This is a genomic window from Acinetobacter pittii ATCC 19004 = CIP 70.29, assembly GCF_000369045.1.
Taxonomy (GTDB): domain Bacteria; phylum Pseudomonadota; class Gammaproteobacteria; order Pseudomonadales; family Moraxellaceae; genus Acinetobacter; species Acinetobacter pittii.
Map to the genome: position 1 here is coordinate 149969 of NZ_KB849786.1, position 22712 is coordinate 172680.

Genomic DNA, 22712 nt, shown 5'->3' on the forward strand with positions numbered 1-22712 from the left:
AGTGAAACTGCGCGTAGATAAGAGAAGATTGATAATCTTTTAATTTTGGCGCAAGACAAGTTCTTCATATAAATTTTTACTTAAACTCAAAGTATTTGAGTTGATATAAGAGAATAAGTTCAATGTCTCAATTTAAGCTCGAAGATGCAGATGTCCTCATCGATTTAGCAAATCAAACATTAACTTTGCCTAAACATAATAAGTTTTATGTCATTTCTACCGGAAAGAACGGAATCGGTGAGCAAGAGAATACTGGTAGGACTCCACGTGGATGGCATAGGGTTGCAAAAAAAATTGGTGCCCAATCTCCTCAAAATGCGGTTTTTATTGCACGTAAGCCAACAGGGGAGGTCTATAGTAGTGAACTTGCAGCACAATTTCCTGAGCGAGATTGGATATTGTCACGCATTCTTTGGTTAGATGGCTTAGAAGAAGGCTTCAATAAAGGCGATGGCCACGACACCATGCAGCGTTATATCTATATTCATGGCACTCCTGATAAAGAACCGATGGGCGTTCCCATGTCACATGGCTGTATTCGAATGCGTAATGAAGAAATCATTGAACTGTTTGATTTAGTCGCTGAAGATGCATTGGTTTATTTGTCTGAGCAATCTTTAACCTAAAATAAGATTTTAAAAATTCTTATTTAATTAGCTGAATGATCAAAATATTAAAATAAGTGCTTAAATAAAATACAAAAAATTGTTTTTTACTTAATAATGACTTATTTTTAATCATTCATTCGCATTTTTTTGAAAAGTTGTCGAAAAGCGTTTGACACCTGTTAAAGATTCTCTATAATGCACCTCACAAACGATGAAGACGTTAAGGGCGCTTAGCTCAGTTGGTAGAGCGTCTGCCTTACAAGCAGAATGTCGGCGGTTCGATCCCGTCAGCGCCCACCAAGCCTTTACGTTAAGCTCTCAAGTGCAGCGGTAGTTCAGTTGGTTAGAATACCGGCCTGTCACGCCGGGGGTCGCGGGTTCGAGCCCCGTCCGCTGCGCCACTTAAGACTTAACATCGTTTACCCCACAATTGCGATATTGTGAAAGTGCAGCGGTAGTTCAGTTGGTTAGAATACCGGCCTGTCACGCCGGGGGTCGCGGGTTCGAGCCCCGTCCGCTGCGCCACTTTTCAGTTCGGGTTGTGTTTGGAAGAAGATTTGAGATGTAAAAGTTTTAAATCAAAAAATTAATAATTTATTAGTTTTTTCTTCTTGGGGCGCTTAGCTCAGTTGGTAGAGCGTCTGCCTTACAAGCAGAATGTCGGCGGTTCGATCCCGTCAGCGCCCACCATATATGTGACCATACTTTATTTTAAAGTATTGTAGTGCAGCGGTAGTTCAGTTGGTTAGAATACCGGCCTGTCACGCCGGGGGTCGCGGGTTCGAGCCCCGTCCGCTGCGCCATTCTCTTGATTCCCTTGTCTAGAGAATGTAGAGTATAAAGATACATTCGCTATCTTTCTCATTAAGGGCGCTTAGCTCAGTTGGTAGAGCGTCTGCCTTACAAGCAGAATGTCGGCGGTTCGATCCCGTCAGCGCCCACCATAATTTCTATCAGAAATTTAAATTCCCTGAATTCATATTCATCTATAAATATCTTATACTTACATGTAAATTTATTTACTATGTGACTCAGTGTAGATACAACGTTTCTATTCTAAAATTAAAGTCCTTATATCTTTAAGTTATTCTTTTTATTGATCGCTAGTTTTTATTTTTTTAGCATTAGTGTTTTTTTCTCTTGCTGTTGATGGGCTTCCTCCTCCTTATTAAATTTCTTTATTAGTGGCTAAAGATAAGAATCTAACTTGCAATTTATGATCTTCAGCTTAGATCAACTTTGTATTTGTACCGATCACTAATATTTTCACAAATAAAAAAACTGCTATTTTTTAAATAGCAGTTTTTTTATTAAATTATTTTTAATATTCGTTTAAAAGCCATCCACTTGCATATGCGAAATATTCACGTAACCATGCATTGTAGCGAGTAGCTAATGGTGTCTCGGCCGCTACCCCATAAACTTGGATATAGCCCTGTTTTTTTGCAATTGCTATTGCTCGAGGAATATGAAAATCACTTGTCACAATAGCAATTGGCTGGTCTAAGGTAATGTGGTGCTGTTCTAATAAGGGTTTACTATTTTTTAAGTTAAGCTCTGTGCTGGTGCTTTTATCTTCAAGGATCATTTGATCTCTTGCGATATGATACTTTTGTTCAAGATAACGAGACATAACCAATGCTTCGCTTTCTTTTTCTGAAAAATCAAGACCACCTGTTAGAACAATCTGTGCTTGCTGCTGTTTTAGGGCTAGAGGGGCGGCCGTATCTAAACGTTTTGCAAGAATTGTGGATGGCTGACCATTCTCAACACCGCTTCCTAAGACAATAATTGCTTTTACTGGAGGAATATTATTTGAAGTATCTTTATTTTCTTTAATAAAGCTAAAAAAATAGCCTAAGCCAATTAACCATATCCAGAAGCATAACCATCCAAAACGCCAAAGTGTGTGTAAGCGATAGTGATAGAAGAAAAAGCGTTCTAAATGATAATAAAATAAGGAATATAGGCAGAGGAAAGCACCTAAAATTAAAGGAATAACGGTGCCTACATTAATTTTATTGAGACAAATTAGAACTAATCCATCTAGAAATAAAATCGAACCAATGATTGCTAGGAAAATACGGATCCACTTACTGACTTGCATTGTGCTTAGAGTTGCAATTTAAATTGCAGACAGTGTATGCAAAATCATTCTGAATGCAATAAAAAACCGAGTAAAGCATTTAAGCTATTACTCGGTTTTTGTTTTTATTGATTTTTAATAAACATCACGGCGGTAACGACCTTGTTGTCTTAAATCATCTACCTGTTCTTCACCCAGAATTTCGATAAGTGCTTGATCAACTCCGCTTGCCATACCATCAATACTACCGCATACATACAGAACAGCACCACGTTCTATCCAGCTTACTAATTCTGTTGCATTCTGACGGATTACATCTTGAACATACATACGTTGTTCTTGATCTCTGGAAAATGCTAAATCGAGGCGTTTTAACATTCCTGTGGTTTTCCATGCCTCAATAGTTGATTCATAGAAGAAATCACATGCTCTTTGACGTTCACCAAAGATTAACCAGTTTTCAGTGTAATCATGACGCGTACGGGTGTGTAATAGGCTCATTAAGCCAGCAATACCAGTTCCGTTACCAATACAAATAATAGGGCGGTTGTCATCAATAAGATGGAATGATTCATTGGTACGAATACGCAAAGCAATTTCATTATTAACTTGCGTATGTTGAGTAAGCCAACCCGAACCTAAACCTAAATTACCAGACGCATCATATTGTTGACGAACAACCAAACGAAGGACTTGCTGAGAAGGAATACTCGCAATCGAATACTCTCGCGTTGGTAGAGTAGGGAGCTGCTCTAATAAATGATCCAGATTGGCAAATGGTTCAATTTCACCAGTTAAATCTTTATTCCAAAGCGCTTTTTCGATTGAAATCTGTAGTGAATCAACTTTTGAATTTTTAAGAATATGATGCTTTTGCAAAAAAGCGTGAATACGTTCAGGACTATTACCAGGCTGGATTTCAGCAATATCACCCGCTTGCCATATCGCCTCATGATTTGCTTTAAGTTCAATATTATAAGCAGGCTGACCTAAGCTATTTGGATTGAGTAAATCACGTTGCTGCAATGTCCAACTATCAAATACTTTTTCCAGATTTACAGCATGTAAATCTAATTTGGTTGCTTTAGCGAGAGATTGATTCCAATTTTGAATATCCGATGGGTTTGCATTATCAACTTCAATTGTATTGAAGAGAGCATGGGCACCATTTGCTTTAAGCCAAGCATCTACTGCATGGCCAAAACTACAATAAGTGTCTGGATATTCTTTAGAGCCCAGCGCTAGAACAGCATAGTTGATGTGCTTAAGATCCACATTCAATTTTAAAAGTTTTTTAGCAAAGCTTGTAGCAAGATCAGGAGCATCACCAGTACCATAAGTACTGATCACAAATAAAACCTGCTGATGTTGCTCTAAATCAGTTTGTGTTAGCTGCTGTACAGGTTTTACCTGAACAGGTTGATGAGCCTCTTGTAAACTTGTTGCCGTACTCCAAGCGAGTTGTTCAGCTACGCCGGTTTGAGTTGCATAAGTAATAAGCCAAGGCTTTGCATTTGGATCAATGTATTGTCCTGCTAAAGACTGACGAGCCGCCTGTGTTAATTTTTTCTGTTTACGGCGTTTAAGATACAGCATCCACCCAGTAACCAAGAACAAAGGCATTGCTAGAGAAGCAAGCATTGCAACGAATTGATAAATTGGTCCAAAGAAGCTACCGCGGTGTACGGGTAACATGCTGCTCATAATCTTTTGATTAAGCTTTTTGTCTTCGTAAAGCTCCATCTTTTCGATGTTGCCAGTTTGATAATTATAGATGGCTTGGTTACGTGCCCGTTCATGTTGTGGAGTAGCATCGACAAAGCTTAACTCAACTTTTCCATCATCTTTTTTCGGTAAGCTTAATGTTAGAGTCGAATAATCACGTCCAACCTGACTATTGAAGCCACTCCATGTTTGATTAAGTGCTGTAATGAGTTGAGTATTATCTAATTGAGGCTCTGATTTTTTATCATTATTACGGTCAGATTGTTTACCTTGCTGCATTCCACGATTTTGATTTTGAGGAGCAGCGCCATGATCTTGTCGTTTAGGCTGTTCAACTCCCATCACTTTGAACATGCCACTACGCCACCAATCATAAGACCAATATAGTCCCGTACATGCAAAAAGAAGATAAAAAACAATGACCCATGTGCCGACAACAGCATGTAGATCCCAAATAAAATTCCGGCCTTTGAGTTTCGGTTTAACAGCCAACCATTGACGAGCAGAGTGCTTTTTAGGCCAACGTAAATATAACCCACTGAGTACGAAGTAAATTAGCATGAGTGCACAGGCACCAGTAATTTGTTTACCAACTTCACCTGCTGTTAAATTACGATGAATTTGTTGTATGAGTAACAACAATTTTCGGCCTTTAACATCTGGAAGAACCTCAGCGTTATAAGGATTCACCATCATATTGTAGCCACGGCGTTCACCTTCTTTTTCAATGTTTACAATAGAAGAAGAGGTGGGGTCCTTGGCGATCGTAATGCTATTAATTTTGATTTCAGGTTGGGTTGTATTGAAATGCTGGTAAAGCTGAGCAGGAGTTAATTTTGGAGTGTTTTCAGCTTGTACAACATAACTATCAGAATTCACCCATTTTAAAATTTGTTGGTCATAAGAATAAATTGCACCTGTAACACCCATAATGGATAAGATGAGGCCAGCAGTAATACCCAGAAACCAATGAATTTGAAATAAAATTTTTTTAAACATGGTCGAAAATGTAAATATGATGGAGATCTTGTAACGAAGTATAGCCGAAGATTGGGGAGATAATATGGATTTTGGAGATAATATTAATTTTCATTATCATTTATTTTTAGCTTAATAAAAAACCTCCATGAGGAGGCTTTTTATAAAATCTAGAATTACAAGGTTTTTGGTTCGCCTACAGATTCTTTTAAGTGTGTGCGAATTGTGTTGAACGAGAAGTTTTTAGAATCCATGCGCTTAGGTAGGATATAAGCACCTTGTTGTTCTTGGCCTTTTGGATCTTTTACTTTGAAATTGACCAAAATAAAATCAGGTGTATTGTACCATTCGTAGATATTTTTCCATCCAATAGTACCTACGCCTTCTTGTAAGCCCATTTGTTGACGCATCACAATACCATGAGGCTGCACACCTAAACGAATACCTTTGATTTCCTGTACCGGAAATTCATTCATTTTGCGTTTAACGTACCACTCTAATCCGTATTTACGACCTAGGTAGTAAAGTACTACAGCAACAATAGCAACCCAGCAAAAAACAGTAGAGTAGTTCTTAATAAAAATAAGACCTAATATAGCTAGGGCTAAAACGACACCCATAATTGCCCAAATTTTTGTGCTGATTTTATTGGTGCTGCGCCAGATAAGAAGCTGTGCATTACGTTGTTCAGCTTCTGACACGTCATAGGGAACAGGCTGAAGCGTATAAGCGTATAAAGTTTTCGCGGTCATAGTGCAAATAACAAATTGTAAACTGTTTTAAGTTTAGCATTAATTGGCATAAGTCAGGAAAGGATATTATGCCAATTTCATACTAATTTCCGACTCAAATTTATAACGATGCAAGCTCGTTGGCATCATTATCAAGATCATGACTTAGGCGTTGTTTTAGCATACTAAAACGGTTTAATACACCAAGCATGAGTGATAGCTGCTGTAAAATGATGAGTGATTTTTGATCCTCTTCATTATTTTGACTCAAACGTTGACGTATCGTCTGGAGCATATTTTGTGCTGTAAGATCAGGCATCTCATCTCTCAATAAAGCCCCCTGAATATCATCCAGTGCTTGATCTAAGAGTTTAAGAACTGCTTGATCTTGAATGCTTTCTCGATGTGCTCCAAGTGCTGCGATATAACTTAAAAATGTATGGTTTAAACATAAAAATTCAAAGATATCCGACTTACGGGTAGGGTCAAAGTCTGGCTCTGTCGCTAAAGTTGAAATAAGTGAAGCAACTTCGGCATCTGTATTATGAGCAGCCCGTCTTACAATACGATAATTCAGCGCATGATTACGACCTTCATGATATTGTTTAACAACTTCAGCTAAATAATTGCATTGAGCTTGTAATGAACGTCTGATGTTGCGAGGTAAGCGTCGGAATTTCCAGTCAGGCCAAATAAAGGTCACACCAAACCAAGCTAGCGCACATCCAATTAAAGTATCTACAAATCGCGGAATAGCAGCAGCCATTGCCGAGCCATCTAGATTAAAGTTAATTAATGCCAAAATTGTAATAAATGCGGTTGCTTGAGCATATTGCTTACTGCGTAACTCAAAAAACAATACCCCGCTTAGGATTAACATTAATAGTTGTCCTTCGACGGAAGGTACGAGAAATACAATGGTAAGACCAACAATAATTCCGACTAATGTTCCGACAATTCGTAAGCGTAAGCGACGTTTGGTTGCGTTGAAGTTAGGTTGGCTTACAAATAGGGCTGTAAGCATAATCCAATAGCCGTACTCAATATTGGTCATTTGAATCAGCACATACCCAATAAAAAGAACAATTGAGACGCGAATTGCATGGCGGAAAAGTACAGATTCAGGAGTTAGATTTTGCTTTATTCGGATGACAATATCGTTCCATCCTTGTAAATCATCATCTTTAAGCTGGTTCTCTGCTTGTTTAACTTTATCAGACTGAATGTGTTGTTCCGTTTCTAAGTTAAGTAACTGAGAGTCGATAGATTTTAAATTTTGGTATAAAGCGAAGAGAGCATTTACCCATAACAGATCATAATGCTGATCACGTCTTAGTTTCTCTAAAGATAGTCTTAAGTTCTCAAAACTCTGCTTGAAGCGTTTGTTATGATTATAAGGTTTGCGTTGTAAAATACATTCGTTTAACTCTTGGCAAGCTTTGCCTTGAACCGCCAAAATTCGTTGAAATCTAAATAAAATATCACTGTGCTGAAAAATTTTGGCTAACTTTTGATAGTCGATATGGGCTGAGTCAGCACGCTCATGAATGTCTTGAGCGACAAAATAATAATGTAAGCTTCGGCGTGTATCTTTTTGCCCACGGTCACCTTTTAAACGAGTCAATAAAGCTGTTTTTAAGTCGTTAAAAATCGTAATTAACTTACCATTTTCTAATGACAGCTCAATCATACTTTGCTGATAGCTGGCAGGAGTCATATCTACATCAAATAAATTTGATTTTGCAAATAGAAAATCACCTAGAGATGCATAAGACGCTGCGAGTTTATCTTGAAGTTGGCGAACCGGAAATAGTAAAAAGCTAATAGTAGCAATGACGCCATACCAAGCAGCACCTGCAACTAAAAGAGCAGGTTGAATATACCAGTGATCAAAAAGGTGAACACCCAACATGGTATAGACCGAAACAACCAAACAGCCATAAGAAATAGTGGCGTAACGACGTCCTAATGAACCTAGTAAAATCCAGCCAATACATGAAGCAATCAACCCTAAAGCAAAAGCCATTGGGTAGGGGAAAAGTAGTTGTACAGAAGCTGCGGTAACGAAGAACCCAATATAAGTATAAATTAGGTTCATGATTCGCACGGAAAAGCGATCATCAATATCACTCAAACCTGCTGCGACTACACCTAAAGTGAGTGGAATAGTTGCTAATTGATAGCCTAAAAAATAAGGCACGAAAGCAGTTCCTGAAAAGGCTATCAGCATTCGCACGTTATACATAAATGTTGTGTTATAAGTCGCTCTTTTTAGGCGTTTAAACCAAGATTTCAAATGAAGTCCTTGCTGATCAACCTGAGTGATAAAGGATTTGTGTATTTCTACACCAATGTTGCACAAATCATACGATAGACAGTGTAAGCTTGTCTGTATGCAAATGAGTGAAAAATGAAATATCGTTATGTCTGAACAAACAGCCCAGCGTCAATACTCTATTGGCTGGATTATGTTGCTCGCTTTACTTACGGCTTTAGGGCCGTTATCCATTGATATGTACTTACCTGCGTTACCACAAATGGCCCATGATTTTGGGGTAAGTACGCAAATGGTGGCAAATACACTACCAGCTTATTTTTTTGGTTTAGCCATTGGGCAGTTGGTTTATGGTCCTTTAAGCGATCGTATCGGTAGAAAGAAACCACTTTACTTTGGCCTCGCGCTTTATGCAGTCGCAAGCTTATTTTGTGTAATGGCTACTAATGAATGGAGCTTGATTGCGGCCCGTATTTTACAAGCTTTAGGTGGTTGTGTTGGCGTAGTCATGGCTCGTGCAGCAATACGCGATAAATTGGACGTTCAAGGCTCTGCACAAGCTTTCTCAAGCATGATGATTGTCATGGGACTTGCACCAATTTTGGCTCCTATGATCGGAGCATGGATTTTAATTTGGTTTCCGTGGCAGGCTATTTTTATTGCGCTTTCAATTGTGGGTGCGCTGTGTTGGCTGTGCGTACATTTCTTTTTTAAAGAAACTTTGGCAAATGATAAAAGGCTTAAGCTATCACTCTATCAAGTGGTGACTTTATATGGAGCTATTTTCAAAGATGCGAGTTTCCGCTTACCTATGTTTGCAGGCTGTTTAACGGGGGCTGCATTATTTTGCTATATCAGTTCAGCACCTGCAGTGTTTATGGATCAGTACGGACATAATCAGCAACAGTTTGCTTACGTATTTGGATTAAATGCTTTTGGTATCATGTTAATGTCCTCTTTAAACAAGCATTTAACAACACGTGTTGAAATTACCAAACGCTTAAAATCGGGTTCACTTATGCAAGTGACTGGAGCCATCATTGTATTTATTGCTGGTTTAATTCCTGCGGCGCCTTTATGGCTGGTTATGGTAGGGTTATTTTTAGCTATTTCAGGCATTGGTTTAACAGGCCCAAATGCTATGGCGTTAGCAATGTCCAAACAAGGTGCTCGCGCTGGAACAGCAAGTGCAATTATGGGAAGTATGCAATTCGCTTGTGGCCTTTTAGGAGGCGTGCTTCTTAACTTCCTGATTTGGTCTGCATCGCTCAATATGGGAGTAATGATGGTGTTATTTACACTAAGTGGTTTTATTGTCGTATTGAAAGCGACACAACAGGTCAAAACCAAGCCATTCTCATAGCTTTTAGAGAATGGCCACTTATAGCTTATTCGTCTAGAAAAACTGTGAAATTTTCAACAGGTTCTCTAGGCGTAATAAAGGTATTTACAATGTGGTTAGGATCGGCATGACCTAATGCAATTGCACATACCAGTTCTTCGTCATCTGAGGCACCTACTATATCTAAAACAATAGGGTGAAAATGATTCCAAGCTGCTTGTGGGCATGTATCTAAGCCACGTGCCTTGGCAGCGACCATCACGTTTTGAATCATCATTGCGATATCCATTTTAGAGCCGATTCCCATCGTTTTATTTACGGTAAAGAAAAGGCCGACTGGTGCATCAAACAATTTAAAATTACGTAGCTGCTGTTCAGCCATTTTTTCTTTTTCGCCCTTTTTGATTTCGAGTAAACCGTAGAGTCCCCAACCATTCTCGCGGCGGCGGTCAATAAAAGGGGATATCCATTTTTCAGGGTAATAGGCAAAAGTCTCTTTATATTGTTCTGCTAGCTCAGGATTTTTTGAAACTTCAATTTGTGCAGCGCAGACACGTTCAACCATTTCATCACGCTTTTTGCCTGTGACCACATAGACTTTCCATGGTTGAGTGTTCGTTCCAGAAGGTGCTCGACTTGCGACTCGTAATATATCTTTAATGACTTCTGGCTCAATTGGAGTATTTAAAAAAGCGCGGACAGAATGTCGAGAAGTGATAGCTTCATCAACGAGACGAACTTGTTCCAGATTCATGCGTACTCCTATATTTTTTCTTAAATACTTAATACTTTTTGAAGCTTAATTTCATGTTTTGAAAGTACTTCATTTATAAGCAAAAAATATTAGAAAAGGGATATCCTTAAAGATATGATGATGTGTTTAGTTTGGATATGATGTCTAATTAACTCTAATCTGAATATGCCACTTTAGATCTAAATAGACAAAAAAGTATGATGTTTTTGACTATAAAAATAAATTTATAGCATCAGTTGGATTAAAAATCACTCAATTGAAAAAAAGGTATAATATGTTTAAAAACAGTACAAAACAGATGATTTTGGATAAAAAACAATCGGAAATAACATAAAATTTTAATGAAAAACATACACAAAATTTTAAATTTCTGCATAATACCGACTTTTTTACGCAGGTATGATTTCTCCATACTCATGTTAGGAAAGAAATGGCTGCATACAAAATCCCTTTACAAAAAGGATTTGGATGTAGAAATGGAGAAATACACGAGGAATAAGGAGCTTTACATGAGTCTACCGCTCATCAACAAGCAGTTCATGAAACAAGGATTGGCGATTACCATTGCAACCATGAAAATGAACGTAACTCACGCAACTACTGAGCCACAAGAAATACAACAGCTTGGTACAGATCTAAACGCACTCTTTTCCAATCAGAGGGAAAAGGGCGCAGATAACCGCGTTATGGCGATGGCTCGTTACAGTCTTTGAAATTCATATCCATTTTAGACATTCGCTCTCAAGTATATGTAAATATGCTTATTGGCTTAAATCCAGATTTTTATAACTCGATTAATTGATGGGAATCATTAAGCGAGCTGATTTAGCGGTGGTCATTTGTTAGTTTCCAAGTTTGTAGCCGAGTCGATGCATTCTGTTCACCCAAATGGGAATATGTTCAGTGGTGCGATGAATTCATTTTATCTGAAGGGTACTTTCTCTCATGTTACCTTCAAAGGCTTAGTGCTGGGCATTATGTTGCTTAAACTTGTGACGGTAATTGCTATTCAAGTGACATTAAAAGTTTTTCCTTAAATGTACTGAAGAAGTCCCTATTTTGAGGGGCTTTTTTGTTTATTGCAGTATTTTGGCTTGTGCTATTAGCACATTAGCAAGAACGTAAGCGGACCGAGTATGAATGAACAACTCAATGCCACACTGATGTCGTGGGTACAATTTTTTAATGACCCTTTATGGGACTTTTTGGTTATCTTCTTGCTGGCTGTCGGTATTTTTTATACGGTCTTAACAGGAGCCGTGCAAATTCGCATGTTCTTGCAAAGTATCCGAGTCATGAAAAGTAGTCGTACAGCAGGTGAGAATGAGCATGGCCTTACACCTTTTCAGGCATTTGTAACAGGTCTTGCGAGCCGTGTTGGGGTAGGTAATATTGCTGGCGTGGCAATTGCGATCGCAATTGGTGGCCCTGGCGCTGTGTTCTGGATGTGGGTGACCGCACTTCTTGGTATGAGCTCTGCTTTTATTGAGTCTACGCTTGCTCAGCTATTTAAAGTTAGAGATAGTAAGACTAAACAGTTCCGTGGTGGTCCAGCTTACTATATTACTCAAGGTCTACGCAGTAAAACGTTTGGTGCGGTTTTCGCACTAGCACTCATCTTTACCTATGGTTTCGTATTTAACTCAGTTCAAATCAATGCGATTGCTAAGGCATCTTCACATGCTTGGGGGTGGGATAAAGCTAATCTCATTGCACATTTAGGTGGTGTTGATCTAGAAATTTCATGGGTTGGCCTTGCGCTTGTAGTGTTGGTGGCATTGGCAATTTTTGGCGGTATTAAACGTATTGCTAAATTTGCAGAGATGTTTGTACCTTTAAAAGCAGGTCTTTACTTATCTGTTGCTCTCTATATCGCATTAAGCAACTATGCAATTTTGCCTGATATTTTAAAGCTGATTGTGACTGAAGCTTTCCACTTCAATGCTGCGGCAGGTGGTTTCTTCGGTGCGGCAGTGTCAATGGCAATGATGCAAGGTATTAAGCGTGGTTTGTTCTCGAACGAAGCTGGTATGGGTTCTGCGCCAAACGCTGCTGCTGCATCTGATGTAAAACACCCTGTAAACCAAGGTTTAGTACAAATGCTTGGTGTATTCGTAGATACGTTCATTGTATGTACGAGTACTGCAATCATTATCTTAGTTTCTGGCGTTTACCAAGATGCAGGTTTTGTTGGTGTTGAATTAACACAACGTGCCTTAGAAACTCAAGTTGGGCATTGGGGATCTGATTTCCTAGCTGTTCTATTATTCTTATTCTGTTATTCAGCTGTATTAGGTAACTATGCTTATGCAGAAGGTAATGTACAGTTTATTAATAACAACCCGAAAGTCATGTTCATCTTCCGCATTTTCGTATTGGTGATGGTGTACTTCGGTGCAATCGGTAGTGTTCCACTCGTTTGGTCAATGGCTGATTTATTTATGGGTATCATGGCAACCATTAACTTGATTGCAATTTTACTATTAACGCCAATGGCACGTACTTTGTTAAAAGATTACCGCGAGCAATTAAAACGAGGCATTAAAGAGCCTGAGTTTAAAATTGACAAGTATCCGGAATTGAAGAAAAAAGTTGATTCAGATATCTGGTAAGTTTCAAAAGGCCTCTTATACATAAGGGGCCTTTTTTATATAGGGGACAAATAAAATACTTGAGTCTAAATTTTAAACATGACAAATTAAATAAATTCACTACAGCTTTTCACGAAAGTAACCACTAAAATTGCAATCCGAACTTAAACCTCATAGTGCGAAGATGGGCCATGAAACAGCTTAAATTGTGGGTTCTCGGACTCTCTATGGTGTTGGCGGGATGCCAGACCACCACACACTTGTCTGCTGCTCTAAAACCGCAAACGACAGAAGCTTATGCTCGTCCTGTCGATCAACCTTTTGCAAGAATTAAAAAAATGCAAAAACGTCCTGTTGTTGCGCTTGTATTGGGTAGCGGTGGAGCACGAGGCTATGCTCATATAGGGGTGATTGAAGTTTTAGAACAACATGGTATTCGCCCGGATTTTATTGTGGGTACGAGTGCGGGTAGTATTGTTGGGGCAATTTATGCGAGTGGTAAAACACCTGCTGAACTGCGTGATACTGCTTTAAAAATGAAAGCTGGTGACGTCCGTGACATTAGTATCGGTCTAAAAGGTTTTTTTGATGGTAAAAAAGTAGAGAACTACGTTAACCAGCAAGTAAATAATATGCCACTCGAAAAAATGAAGATTCCAATGTATGTGGTGGCAACTGAACTAAAGCATGGCACTAAGACCGTATTTAACTACGGCAATACTGGGCAAGCCGTGAGAGCCTCTGCTTCGATTCCAAGTATGTTTGTGCCAACTAAAATTGGTAAATCTGAATATGTAGACGGTGGGTTGGTGAGTCCTGTACCGGTTGAAGTGGCTCGTGATTTAGGGGCTGATGTCATTATTGCAGTTGATATTTTAGCTCAGCCTATTTACACAGAAACATCGAATGTATGGGGACTGTTTAACCAGAATATTAATATCATGCAAGGGCGTTTGGCAGCAGAAGAGTTACAATATGCGGACGTAGTTATTCAGCCAGATTTAAGAGAAAAAGCGCATATTTTTGATGTCAAAGGCCGTGAAGCTACTATGAAATCTGGTATAGATGCAGCTAATGCCAAGCTTTCTGATATTCAGTTTGCTATCGATGAAAAAATAGCTGAACAAAATATGTCTACGGAAGGCTTGAGTGCTCAAAGCCAATAAATAAACGTTAATATTCTGAAAATTATATAAAAAGTCCACAAAGGGCTTTTTTTATGGAAGTCTAAATCTTTAATTTTTGGAATAAAATTTTTTGTATATTAGAGGCATGTTGGATATGCTGAAAACTCTAAGGGTCAATATGAAATATTGTTGCCGTTTTTTAAAAAATAATTGATTTGTAGTGTATTGAGGCTGACTGGATAAATGATACAGCAACAGGTTAAAAATGGCTTTCCAACATTAGATGATGTTCATGCTGCCGCAGAGCGTTTGGAAGGTTTAGTTGTAAAAACTCCCTTTGTTTTCTCAGAAACCATTTCTAAAACCTTAGGGGCTGAGATGTGGTTGAAATTTGAAAACTTACAATTTACAGCTTCATTTAAAGAGCGGGGTGCTCTAAATAAACTGTTGTGTTTATCTGAGCAAGAAAAGCAACATGGTGTTATTGCAGCTTCGGCAGGCAATCACGCACAAGGTGTAGCCTACCATGCTCAGCGGACAGGTGTGACTGCGACTATTGTAATGCCGAAATCTACGCCAAATGTTAAGGTGCAACGAGTACGTGAGTACGGTGCGCGCGTTATTTTGCACGGGCAGGACTTTTCAGAAGCTGCTGCTGAAATGCATCGTGTTGCACAAGAAGAATCTTTAACGATTATCCACCCATTTGATGATACTGAAATTATTGCGGGTCAAGGCACCATTGCACTTGAAATGCTTGCAGCTGTGCCTGATCTGGATATTTTAGTTGTGCCAATTGGTGGTGGTGGTTTAATTTCTGGTATTGCAATTGCTGCTAAAGCGATCAATCCAAAAATCAAAATTATTGGGGTGCAATCAGTTGTATACCCAAGTATGGCAAAACTACTTTGCAATTATCAACATGCAGTTTCAATGGGCTCTACTGTTGCTGAGGGTATTGCGGTAAAAACTCCAGGTGAACTTACGACCCAAGTTGCTAAAGAATATGTTGACGACATTGTCGTTGTCACTGAAGACATGATTGAAGAAGCGATTGCGCTCTTACTTAATATTGAAAAAACAGTATGTGAAGGAGCAGGAGCGACAGGTATTGCTGCAATTATGTCGCGTCCTGATTTATTTTTAGGTCATAAATTGGGGGTGGTGCTGTCAGGTGGCAATATTGATACACGTGTTATGGTCTCTGTATTACAACGCCATTTAACCCGTACAGGTCGTATGGTTCGTATTCGTGTTGAATTACCGGACAATCCAGGTGCTTTAGCTCGTTTGACGGCCATTATTGCTGAGCAGGGTGGTAATATTTATGAGCTGCGTCATGAACGCTTTGCGGCAACAAGCCGTGCCAAAGAAAGCGCTGTGAGCGTTGATGTAGAGTTAAAAAGTGCCTCGGATCTAGATTTGCTCATTCAAGCAATGCAATTAGAAGGCTATATTGTTCGTAAAGAAGAGATTTAATCTCTGATATCACTGTGTTATAAAAGCTGTATATGGCTCTATCGAGAGTCATATACAAGGTAATTTAAATGGATTAAATTGCCAAAAAAGGGATTTATTTACAAAAAAACGATCAAATCCTTTAATGGAACAGGAAAAACTGACAATTCTCTAAACTTTACCCTTCACAATTTTAAGGTTTAGGTTTTAGTATTCCTTTCATTGTAAATTTGAAGAAATATAGGGATATCCACGCTCAATGTTCAAATCATTTTTTCCATCACCAAGGTATTTCTTTATATCTGCGGTCATTTGGATCGCGCTCAATATGGTGCTCTGGTACTCAGGTGGAAACACATGGGGAACTTTTATCGGCTTTGCTAAGGGCTACCATGATACTCAACTACCATTAGATGTGAGCCGTTTTTGGTCTCCCACTTTCTTATGGTTTTATGTTTGGTTTTTAGTCTCTACTGCGCTTTTTGCTGGTTTCTGGAGGGCTATATCGAATAATCCTTGGCAACGTTGGTCTGTGTGGGGTTCGGCGTTTATTTTATTTAATATCTGGTTTAGCGTTCAGGTTAGTGTAGCTGTTAATGCATGGTATGGGCCTTTTTATAATCTCATTCAAAGTATGTTAGATCACGGTGGTGGTGATATTAATAAACTTTATATGGGAACAGTTACATTTCTTTTAATTGCGATGGTCGGTGTGACTTTAGCTGTTATTAATGCTTTTTTTGCTAGTCATTATGTATTCCGCTGGCGTACAGCAATGAATGAATATTACACAGAGCATTGGGAAAAGCTTCGTCATATCGAGGGGGCTTCACAGCGTGTTCAAGAAGATACCATGCGTTTCGCCTCTGTTTTAGAAGACCTGGGAGTAAATTTTGTTAAGGCTATAATGGTTTTAATTGCCTTTTTACCTATTCTTTTTGAACTTTCTAAACAAGTTAAAGTACTACCTATTGTAGGTGAAATTGATCATTCATTGGTCTGGGCTGCAATTGTATGGGCTGTTTTTGGTACTGTTCTATTAATGGTTGTTGGTATTAAATTACCTGGTTTACAGTTTAATAATCAAAAAGTAGAAGCAGCCTATCGTAAAGAACTTGTCTATGGTGAGGATCATGAGGAGCGTGCGCAGCCAAAAACATTAAGAGAATTGTTCACAAGTGTTAGGCTGAATTATTTCCGTTTATATCTGCATTACTCTTATTTTAATTTAGTTAGTATTTGGTATATCCAATTAGATATTTTATATAGTCTAGTTGTTTTATTCCCTTCTATTGCCGCAGGTAAAATGACATTGGGTTTAATTACGCAAATAGGTAATGTTTTTGATAAAGTCCGTGAATCATTCCAATATTTAATTAGTTCATGGAAAACGATTATTGAACTGCTTTCAATTTATAAGCGTTTAAGAATATTTGAGAAAATTTTAGATTAAAAAGTAATCATATCTCTGAAAGATGCCTTGGTTCAAGCCATGGCATCTTTAGAATTATTAAGTATTTAGTAGAATAAAAGATTTAGTAAGTTTCTTCGTTTATTATTTTGATTTATATAAAAATATATTTTTGAAAATATTATATTTTCGCGGTATAAAACTTGCTTCTATATTGGTTTTAATTTTGCCATTCGCTTAATTAATAAAAGTCAATCGCTATTAAGTTATTGTTTTTAATTATTAAATATTTAAATGTGAGGTTGAGTCTTTGAAATCTATTTTACTTAAAAGTGCTCTTACGATTGCACTTATGACTTCTGCTAATTTGGTACGTGCGGAATTAGTAACAAATTCTCAAATCAAAAAAATATCAGGTATAGATCAACAATATATTGATTCCTCTATTAATGAAAAGAACGATTTTTATTCACATGTAAATGGTATTTGGTTAAAAAATACTGAAATCCCAGCTGATAAAGCAAGTTGGGGAGCTTTTAATCAGCTCCGTGAGTTATCAATCAGCCAAGTACATGAAATTGTAGAAGAGCTCTCTGGTCAAAAGTGGGTGGATGGTAGTTTAGAGCAAAAAGTAGCTACTCTATATGCTAGCTTTATGGATGAAAAAAGTATTGAGAAGCAAGGTATTAGTCCTCTAAAAAATGAGATAAATCAAATTGATAAATTGAAAAATAAGAATAAAATTGCAATTTTAATGGCACATTTTGCTCGTATTGATGTCAATAGCCCAATCCGTCTAAGCATTGAACAGGATATGAAACAATCTACTGAAATGGTGGCTGGTTTGGAGCAAAGTGGTCTGGGTCTACCTGACCGTGATTATTATTTGAAAGATGATAAAAAATTTATTGAAACTCGTGCACAGTATTTAAAGTATATTGAAAAAACTTTAACACTTGCTGGAGACTCGCAAGCAGCACAACATGCTCAGGAAATTTTAAAACTTGAAACTCAGTTGGCAAAAATACAATGGAGTAATGTACAAAATCGTAATCTTGCAAAACGCTACAATAAATACAAAATCAAAGATTTATATAAACTAACACCTGTATTTGATTGGCAAGGTTATCTAACAGCAACTGAATTAAAAGGAAAAATTGATACTATTCAGGTAAATCAGCCAGACTACTTTCAGGGCTTAAATACAATTATTCAAGATACACCCTTAGATATATGGAAAGCTTATTTTAAATTGCATTTGATAAATAATTTTTCTCCATTACTAAATAGCGCTTTTGTAAATAATAAATTTGATTTTTATAACAAGACACTTCGAGATATTACTGAACAAGAAGCGCGTTGGAAGCGTGGTGTACAGCTTGTTGATAAGGTTCTGGGAGATGGTATTGGCAAACTTTATGTTGAAAAATACTTTCCTGCTGAGAAAAAACAACAGATAGAATTATTGGTACAAAATCTGATTCGTGCTTATGACCAAAGCATTACAGAATTGGACTGGATGAGTCCTGCGACGAAAATACAAGCTCGTAAAAAGCTTTCTCACATGTCAATAAAGATCGGGTATCCAAAAAAGTGGCGTGATTATTCTGGTCTGCACATCGCTAAAAATGATTTAGTTGGAAATATAATTCGTGCAAGTGAGTTTAGATACCAATATGAACTTAATAAATTGGGTAAGCCGGTTGATCGTGATGAATGGTATATGAAACCACAAACGGTGAATGCTTATTACAATCCATCATTGAATGAAATTGTATTTCCAGCAGCGATATTACAACCGCCTTTTTTTAATATAAACGCAGATGATGCAGTGAACTATGGTGGTATAGGTGCTGTGATTGGCCATGAAATTAGTCATGGCTTTGATGATCAGGGTAGTCAGTTTGATGAATTGGGCAATATGAGAAACTGGTGGAATGCTGAAGATCATCAGCATTTTAAAGCTAAAACACAAGCGTTGATTGAACAATATAACCGTTATGAACCGATTGCTGGTTATCATGTTAATGGTGAATTAACATTAGGTGAAAACATTGCAGATAACTCTGGGTTAGCAATTGCCTATAAGGCTTACCAAATTGCACTAGGCGGTAAGCCAGCTCCTGTAATTGATGGACAGACTGGGGAGCAACGTTTTTATATGGGATGGGCTCAAGTTTGGCGTGCGAAAACCCGCGAAGCTCAAGCGATTATCTATTTAAAAACAGATCCTCACTCTCCTGATAAAGTACGTGGCAATGGAGCTTTAATGAATCAAAAACCATTTTATGAGGCTTTTAAAATAAACGAAGATGATCAGATGTATTTACCACCAGAGAAGCGGGTAACTATTTGGTGATTAAGAAAACCCGCGAAAGCGGGTTTTTTTATAAGTATTGGATTAGTGCGTTGCATTATAAAAATTAAGGATAGGGCCAACTAAAGATTGTTGGGATTTATCTAACGTGACTTGAATTTCTTTATAGTTAAACGTGTCTTCATCATAATATTTAGCAATACCATGGGTTTTATTGTTCACTTGTGGAATTTGATAACTAAAAAAAGCCACTTTTTTAGAAGGGTGAACAATATTGATGAGTTTTTTAGGATCTTTAAATCCGCCAAATTCATTTTCCAGACTTTCTTTTAATAGCTGGGGAAAGTAAAGCGTTGCATTTGGTAATCCACACCCAACGCAAAAAGAAGAGTCATAAAGCTTAATCGCTTGCTTTTGATCTGGACTCATTATTAGAGCAAAACCAGTTCCATTTGCCCCTGCATTTGCTTGAACATCTTGCCAGTTACGTGGAACAAGTACTAAACCTGTTTCAGGTAATGCAAGAAGCTTGAGTTGTTTGGCGTGTTGAGCATCGAGTTTGAAATTAAAACGGCAGCTTTTGTGGGTGCACGTTTCAAAGTCTTTAAGTAAATCATTCTCTGTAGGACTTTGTGCTGTAACACCATAAAACGGAACTGTATTACCGTTTAAAAATTTTGCCTCTCCTAGAGGGTAGAACTGATTGTCTGCTTTGCGGGTTGCAGCAGAGCTATAAAATTTGGGGAAATGGGGAGTAAAGCTTTTTACTTCTGCATAAGCAGGTGAAGGTAGACAGGTAAATGCAGTAAATAATAAAAAATTCAGTTTTTTCATTTTTAGTAAGTAATCAATTTAAATCTTATATAAATCTAGCATATTCTTTTAAACTAGACGGTAACTCAAAATTTAACACTATTGTTAACTTCATAATAAAACAGACTTATAGAGATATGAAATAATGAAAAATATGCTTTCAATTTGCTGTTTGGCAGTAATGAGTTCTTATAGTTTTGCTCAAGAAATCAAAGGTATTTCATTTTCACACCAAGAGTGGGAAATCTCGTGTAGCAATACGGGTACATGTAAAGCCGCAGGCTATCAAAGTGAAGAAAATGGTGATAATCCAGCATCACTTTTATTGGTGCGTAAAGCAGGGCCAAAACAAGCTGTGCAAGCTGAATTTGCTTTATCAGACTATGAACAAAGCATGCCAGCCAATCAGCTTAAAAATATTCATTTTTATATAAATGGCAAAGATTTAGGCGCTGTGACTGTAGATGGTACTGAGTTACCACTTATGGGTAAACTCAACAGCTCGCAAGTCAATGCTGTACTACAGCAATCCAAACAGAAGACTGAAATTGTATTTAAAAATGCACAGCATGAATGGAAAATTTCCGATGCTGGAATGACCGCTGTGTTATTAAAAATGGATGATTTTCAGAAGCGTATCGGAACTGTTAGTGCTTTGGTTAAAAAGGGCAATGCCAATGAAACCAAAGTGCTTATGCCTGAGCCAAAACTACTTGTTAAACGCATTAAAACTACAGTCAAACCTTATTTAACGCTACAACTGAAAAGCAAGCAGTATCAAGCAATACACCGTAGTTTGATGGCTGCTAAACCGAATCAGAAAGAAGACGGCTTTTGTGAAGGTGTTTATGGGGGTAATAGCGATGGAGCTGAACCACAGAAAATTGAGCTATATAAACTAACCAATAAGAAAGTTCTGGCGACTACATTGTGTTGGAGAGGGGCTTATAACGAAGGGTATGGAGCATGGGTACTCGATGAGTCTTTAAATGGTAAAGCGACGTTTGTGACTGAATCCGCTTCAGATTTTGATAGCGGTATGATCAGCAGTGCTCAAAAGGGACGAGGCATTGGAGATTGCTGGGCAAGTGAAGAATGGGTATGGGACGGCAAGAGTTTTGTACATACCAAGGATATGTGGACGGGTATGTGTAAAGGCTTGGCAGCAGGTGGGGTGTGGGAACTTGATCGAATACAGTCTGTGGTGAAATAAGTATTTTGCGGTTACATAGTCATAACAGGGAACTTTAGTGACTCTGTGATAAAAAGAACAGATTGTTTATTGGAGCCAGACCTATGTCACATCATCTTTACGCTATTGCTCGCCGTAAGTTTTCACATCTGAGCCGTTCAATATGTGTAGCGGCTGCTGTGTTGGGGACTACTCAAATTGCGATGGCTGGCCCAACGGTTGATCAGTTAAGTGACTGTTTAGTTAAGGCTACAACGGCTTCAGACAAAACTACTGTACTTCAATGGACCTTTACGGCTTTAGCAGCTCATCCAGATTTAAAAGCATTTAGTAATGTAACGCCCGAGCAAAAAGATCAGTTGGACCAAAAACTGGCACAGGTTTTACAACGTGTGATTGTGGAGCAATGTTCTACCCAAACTAAAGCTGTGATTCAGGCTGAAGGTGTGAAGGCTGTTGGAGAGGCATTTCAACAGTTAGGTCAAAGTGCGGGTGAAGATATTGTTAAAGACCCAGCCGTTAAACAACAGTTACAAGGTACATTGCGTTATATCGATTTAAATAAATTAGTGACGACGTTTTTAACACCAGAAATTTGGAATAAATTAGGAATTACAAGATAAAAATCTAGTTTTCTATTTTAGTAATAAAGCCTGCGATCTAAATGCAGGCTTTATTGTATTTAGTATAAAGAGATCTTTTTAGATCGCAATTGTAGCCCCTAAAACTTTCACAAATTGAGCTAACCAAGCTGGATGTGCAGGCCAAGCAGGTGCAGTCACCAAATGTCCATCTGTAACGGCTTCAGTCACAGCAATATCTGCGTATTGTCCACCTGCCAATTTTACTTCGGCAGCACATGCTGGATAAGCGGAGCAGAGGCGACCTTGTAATACATCTGCCGCTGCGAGTAACTGAGCGCCATGGCATACGGCTGCTATTGGTTTTTTCACTCGATCAAACTCATGTACAATTTCGATAACACGATCATTCATACGCAAATACTCGGGTGCACGGCCACCCGGAATAACTAGACCTACATAGTCTTCGGTATTAACGGCATCAAAATCATAATTAATGGCAAAGTTGTGGCCACGTTTTTCGCTATAAGTTTGTTCACCTTCAAAATCATGAATAGCCGTTGCAATATGGTCGCCGTTCTTTTTATTTGGGCAAACAGCATGCACTGTATAACCTAAACCTGTTAAGAACTGAAATGGAACTATAGTTTCATAATCTTCAGCATAGTCACCGACCAACATTAAAATCTTTTTAGACATGATTTTATCTCTCTTTTTAAAATA

18 protein-coding genes and 6 tRNA genes are annotated in these 22712 nt (G+C 38.1%); 17 read left to right on the forward strand and 7 right to left on the reverse strand.

All coding sequences use genetic code 11. The features are described from left to right. The first annotated feature begins 122 nt into the window (after window positions 1-122). The 7 genes from elsL to F928_RS05080 all read left to right on the forward strand — a co-directional run bounded on the left by elsL (window position 123) and on the right by F928_RS05080 (window position 1552). Window positions 123-626 (forward strand): cell wall-recycling L,D-carboxypeptidase ElsL, encoded by a 504-nt coding sequence (gene elsL, locus F928_RS05050; protein ID WP_002116462.1) that lies wholly within the window; start codon window positions 123-125, stop codon window positions 624-626. A gap of 206 nt (window positions 627-832) precedes the next feature. Continuing rightward, a tRNA-Val gene (locus tag F928_RS05055) sits at window positions 833-908 on the forward strand. 24 nt (window positions 909-932) lie between these two features. After that, window positions 933-1009 (forward strand) — tRNA-Asp (locus F928_RS05060). 47 nt (window positions 1010-1056) lie between these two features. Then, window positions 1057-1133: transfer RNA gene (locus tag F928_RS05065), tRNA-Asp, on the forward strand. A gap of 89 nt (window positions 1134-1222) precedes the next feature. Beyond that, window positions 1223-1298: transfer RNA gene (locus F928_RS05070), tRNA-Val, on the forward strand. A 36-nt stretch (window positions 1299-1334) separates the two neighbouring features. After that, window positions 1335-1411, forward strand: a tRNA-Asp gene (locus tag F928_RS05075). Between the two features lie 65 nt (window positions 1412-1476). Further along, a tRNA-Val gene (locus tag F928_RS05080) sits at window positions 1477-1552 on the forward strand. Between the two features lie 377 nt (window positions 1553-1929). Here the strand turns inward: F928_RS05080 and sanA are convergent. The 4 genes from sanA to yccS all read right to left on the reverse strand — a co-directional run bounded on the left by sanA (window position 1930) and on the right by yccS (window position 8424). After that, complete coding sequence (gene sanA / locus F928_RS05085) at window positions 1930-2715, reverse strand: YdcF family protein (RefSeq protein ID WP_005072805.1); 786 nt, start codon at window positions 2713-2715, stop codon at window positions 1930-1932. Window positions 2716-2829: 114 nt separating this feature from the next. After that, a complete protein-coding gene (gene cysJ / locus F928_RS05090) occupies window positions 2830-5418 on the reverse strand; it encodes a PepSY domain-containing protein (RefSeq protein ID WP_002116380.1) in 2589 nt (862 codons plus the stop codon). A 155-nt stretch (window positions 5419-5573) separates the two neighbouring features. Then, window positions 5574-6149, reverse strand: a complete 576-nt coding sequence (locus tag F928_RS05095) for an SdpI family protein (protein WP_002116136.1) — start codon at window positions 6147-6149, stop codon at window positions 5574-5576. Between the two features lie 100 nt (window positions 6150-6249). Then, window positions 6250-8424, reverse strand: coding sequence for a YccS family putative transporter (yccS, locus tag F928_RS05100; RefSeq protein WP_002116372.1), 2175 nt, complete (start codon window positions 8422-8424; stop codon window positions 6250-6252). 127 nt (window positions 8425-8551) lie between these two features. Between yccS and F928_RS05105 the strand changes: the two genes are divergently transcribed. Then, window positions 8552-9766 carry a multidrug effflux MFS transporter gene (locus F928_RS05105; RefSeq protein ID WP_005072812.1) on the forward strand — a complete coding sequence of 405 codons (1215 nt, stop codon included), beginning with the start codon at window positions 8552-8554 and terminating at the stop codon, window positions 9764-9766. A 25-nt stretch (window positions 9767-9791) separates the two neighbouring features. Here F928_RS05105 and F928_RS05110 read toward each other — a convergent pair whose 3' ends face one another. Next, entirely contained in the window at window positions 9792-10499 is a 708-nt protein-coding gene (locus tag F928_RS05110) for a nitroreductase (protein WP_002116417.1), read from the reverse strand. Window positions 10500-11008: 509 nt separating this feature from the next. On the opposite strand from F928_RS05110, the gene F928_RS05115 reads away from it, so the two are divergent. From F928_RS05115 to F928_RS05140, 7 genes are all read left to right on the forward strand, one after another. Beyond that, window positions 11009-11212, forward strand: coding sequence for a hypothetical protein (locus F928_RS05115; RefSeq protein ID WP_002116048.1), 204 nt, complete (start codon window positions 11009-11011; stop codon window positions 11210-11212). Between the two features lie 183 nt (window positions 11213-11395). Continuing rightward, on the forward strand, window positions 11396-11536 hold the full coding sequence (locus F928_RS21765; RefSeq protein ID WP_016802562.1) for a hypothetical protein: 141 nt from the start codon (window positions 11396-11398) through the stop codon (window positions 11534-11536). Between the two features lie 99 nt (window positions 11537-11635). Beyond that, on the forward strand, window positions 11636-13111 hold the full coding sequence (locus F928_RS05120; protein WP_002116430.1) for an alanine/glycine:cation symporter family protein: 1476 nt from the start codon (window positions 11636-11638) through the stop codon (window positions 13109-13111). A 170-nt stretch (window positions 13112-13281) separates the two neighbouring features. Next, the gene (locus tag F928_RS05125) at window positions 13282-14256 is read left to right on the forward strand and encodes a patatin-like phospholipase family protein (RefSeq protein ID WP_005804673.1); all 975 of its coding nucleotides are present in this window, start codon (window positions 13282-13284) and stop codon (window positions 14254-14256) included. Between the two features lie 204 nt (window positions 14257-14460). Further along, window positions 14461-15696, forward strand: a complete 1236-nt coding sequence (gene tdcB, locus F928_RS05130) for a threonine ammonia-lyase (RefSeq protein WP_002116295.1) — start codon at window positions 14461-14463, stop codon at window positions 15694-15696. Between the two features lie 238 nt (window positions 15697-15934). Further along, window positions 15935-17128, forward strand: coding sequence for a peptide antibiotic transporter SbmA (gene sbmA, locus F928_RS05135; RefSeq protein ID WP_005804672.1), 1194 nt, complete (start codon window positions 15935-15937; stop codon window positions 17126-17128). 268 nt (window positions 17129-17396) lie between these two features. Then, window positions 17397-19445 carry a M13 family metallopeptidase gene (locus tag F928_RS05140; protein ID WP_002116375.1) on the forward strand — a complete coding sequence of 683 codons (2049 nt, stop codon included), beginning with the start codon at window positions 17397-17399 and terminating at the stop codon, window positions 19443-19445. Between the two features lie 42 nt (window positions 19446-19487). Here the strand turns inward: F928_RS05140 and F928_RS05145 are convergent, their stop codons facing one another. Further along, complete coding sequence (locus F928_RS05145; protein ID WP_005072822.1) at window positions 19488-20237, reverse strand: DUF4850 domain-containing protein; 750 nt, start codon at window positions 20235-20237, stop codon at window positions 19488-19490. A 124-nt stretch (window positions 20238-20361) separates the two neighbouring features. On the opposite strand from F928_RS05145, the gene F928_RS05150 reads away from it, so the two are divergent. Together F928_RS05150 and F928_RS05155 are read left to right on the forward strand one after the other, a co-directional pair. Then, entirely contained in the window at window positions 20362-21429 is a 1068-nt protein-coding gene (locus F928_RS05150) for a DUF1176 domain-containing protein (RefSeq protein WP_005072823.1), read from the forward strand. Between the two features lie 83 nt (window positions 21430-21512). Beyond that, window positions 21513-22031, forward strand: a complete 519-nt coding sequence (locus F928_RS05155) for a hypothetical protein (RefSeq protein ID WP_005072826.1) — start codon at window positions 21513-21515, stop codon at window positions 22029-22031. 78 nt (window positions 22032-22109) lie between these two features. Here the strand turns inward: F928_RS05155 and pfpI are convergent, their stop codons facing one another. Beyond that, the gene (gene pfpI, locus F928_RS05160) at window positions 22110-22688 is read right to left on the reverse strand and encodes a DJ-1/PfpI family protein (protein WP_005072827.1); all 579 of its coding nucleotides are present in this window, start codon (window positions 22686-22688) and stop codon (window positions 22110-22112) included. Between the last annotated feature and the right edge of the window lie 24 nt (window positions 22689-22712).

Bases quoted from the DNA above. Each gene is read 5' to 3' on its own strand.
- elsL (WP_002116462.1), top strand. From the start codon at position 123: ATGTCTCAATTTAAGCTCGAAGATGCAGATGTCCTCATCGATTTAGCA.
- sanA (WP_005072805.1), bottom strand. From the start codon at position 2,715: ATGCAAGTCAGTAAGTGGATCCGTATTTTCCTAGCAATCATTGGTTCG.
- cysJ (WP_002116380.1), bottom strand. From the start codon at position 5,418: ATGTTTAAAAAAATTTTATTTCAAATTCATTGGTTTCTGGGTATTACT.
- F928_RS05095 (WP_002116136.1), bottom strand. From the start codon at position 6,149: ATGACCGCGAAAACTTTATACGCTTATACGCTTCAGCCTGTTCCCTAT.
- F928_RS05105 (WP_005072812.1), top strand. From the start codon at position 8,552: ATGTCTGAACAAACAGCCCAGCGTCAATACTCTATTGGCTGGATTATG.
- F928_RS05110 (WP_002116417.1), bottom strand. From the start codon at position 10,499: ATGAATCTGGAACAAGTTCGTCTCGTTGATGAAGCTATCACTTCTCGA.
- F928_RS05115 (WP_002116048.1), top strand. From the start codon at position 11,009: ATGAGTCTACCGCTCATCAACAAGCAGTTCATGAAACAAGGATTGGCG.
- F928_RS21765 (WP_016802562.1), top strand. From the start codon at position 11,396: ATGTTCAGTGGTGCGATGAATTCATTTTATCTGAAGGGTACTTTCTCT.
- F928_RS05120 (WP_002116430.1), top strand. From the start codon at position 11,636: ATGAATGAACAACTCAATGCCACACTGATGTCGTGGGTACAATTTTTT.
- F928_RS05125 (WP_005804673.1), top strand. From the start codon at position 13,282: ATGAAACAGCTTAAATTGTGGGTTCTCGGACTCTCTATGGTGTTGGCG.
- tdcB (WP_002116295.1), top strand. From the start codon at position 14,461: ATGATACAGCAACAGGTTAAAAATGGCTTTCCAACATTAGATGATGTT.
- sbmA (WP_005804672.1), top strand. From the start codon at position 15,935: ATGTTCAAATCATTTTTTCCATCACCAAGGTATTTCTTTATATCTGCG.
- F928_RS05145 (WP_005072822.1), bottom strand. From the start codon at position 20,237: ATGAAAAAACTGAATTTTTTATTATTTACTGCATTTACCTGTCTACCT.
- F928_RS05150 (WP_005072823.1), top strand. From the start codon at position 20,362: ATGAAAAATATGCTTTCAATTTGCTGTTTGGCAGTAATGAGTTCTTAT.
- F928_RS05155 (WP_005072826.1), top strand. From the start codon at position 21,513: ATGTCACATCATCTTTACGCTATTGCTCGCCGTAAGTTTTCACATCTG.
- pfpI (WP_005072827.1), bottom strand. From the start codon at position 22,688: ATGTCTAAAAAGATTTTAATGTTGGTCGGTGACTATGCTGAAGATTAT.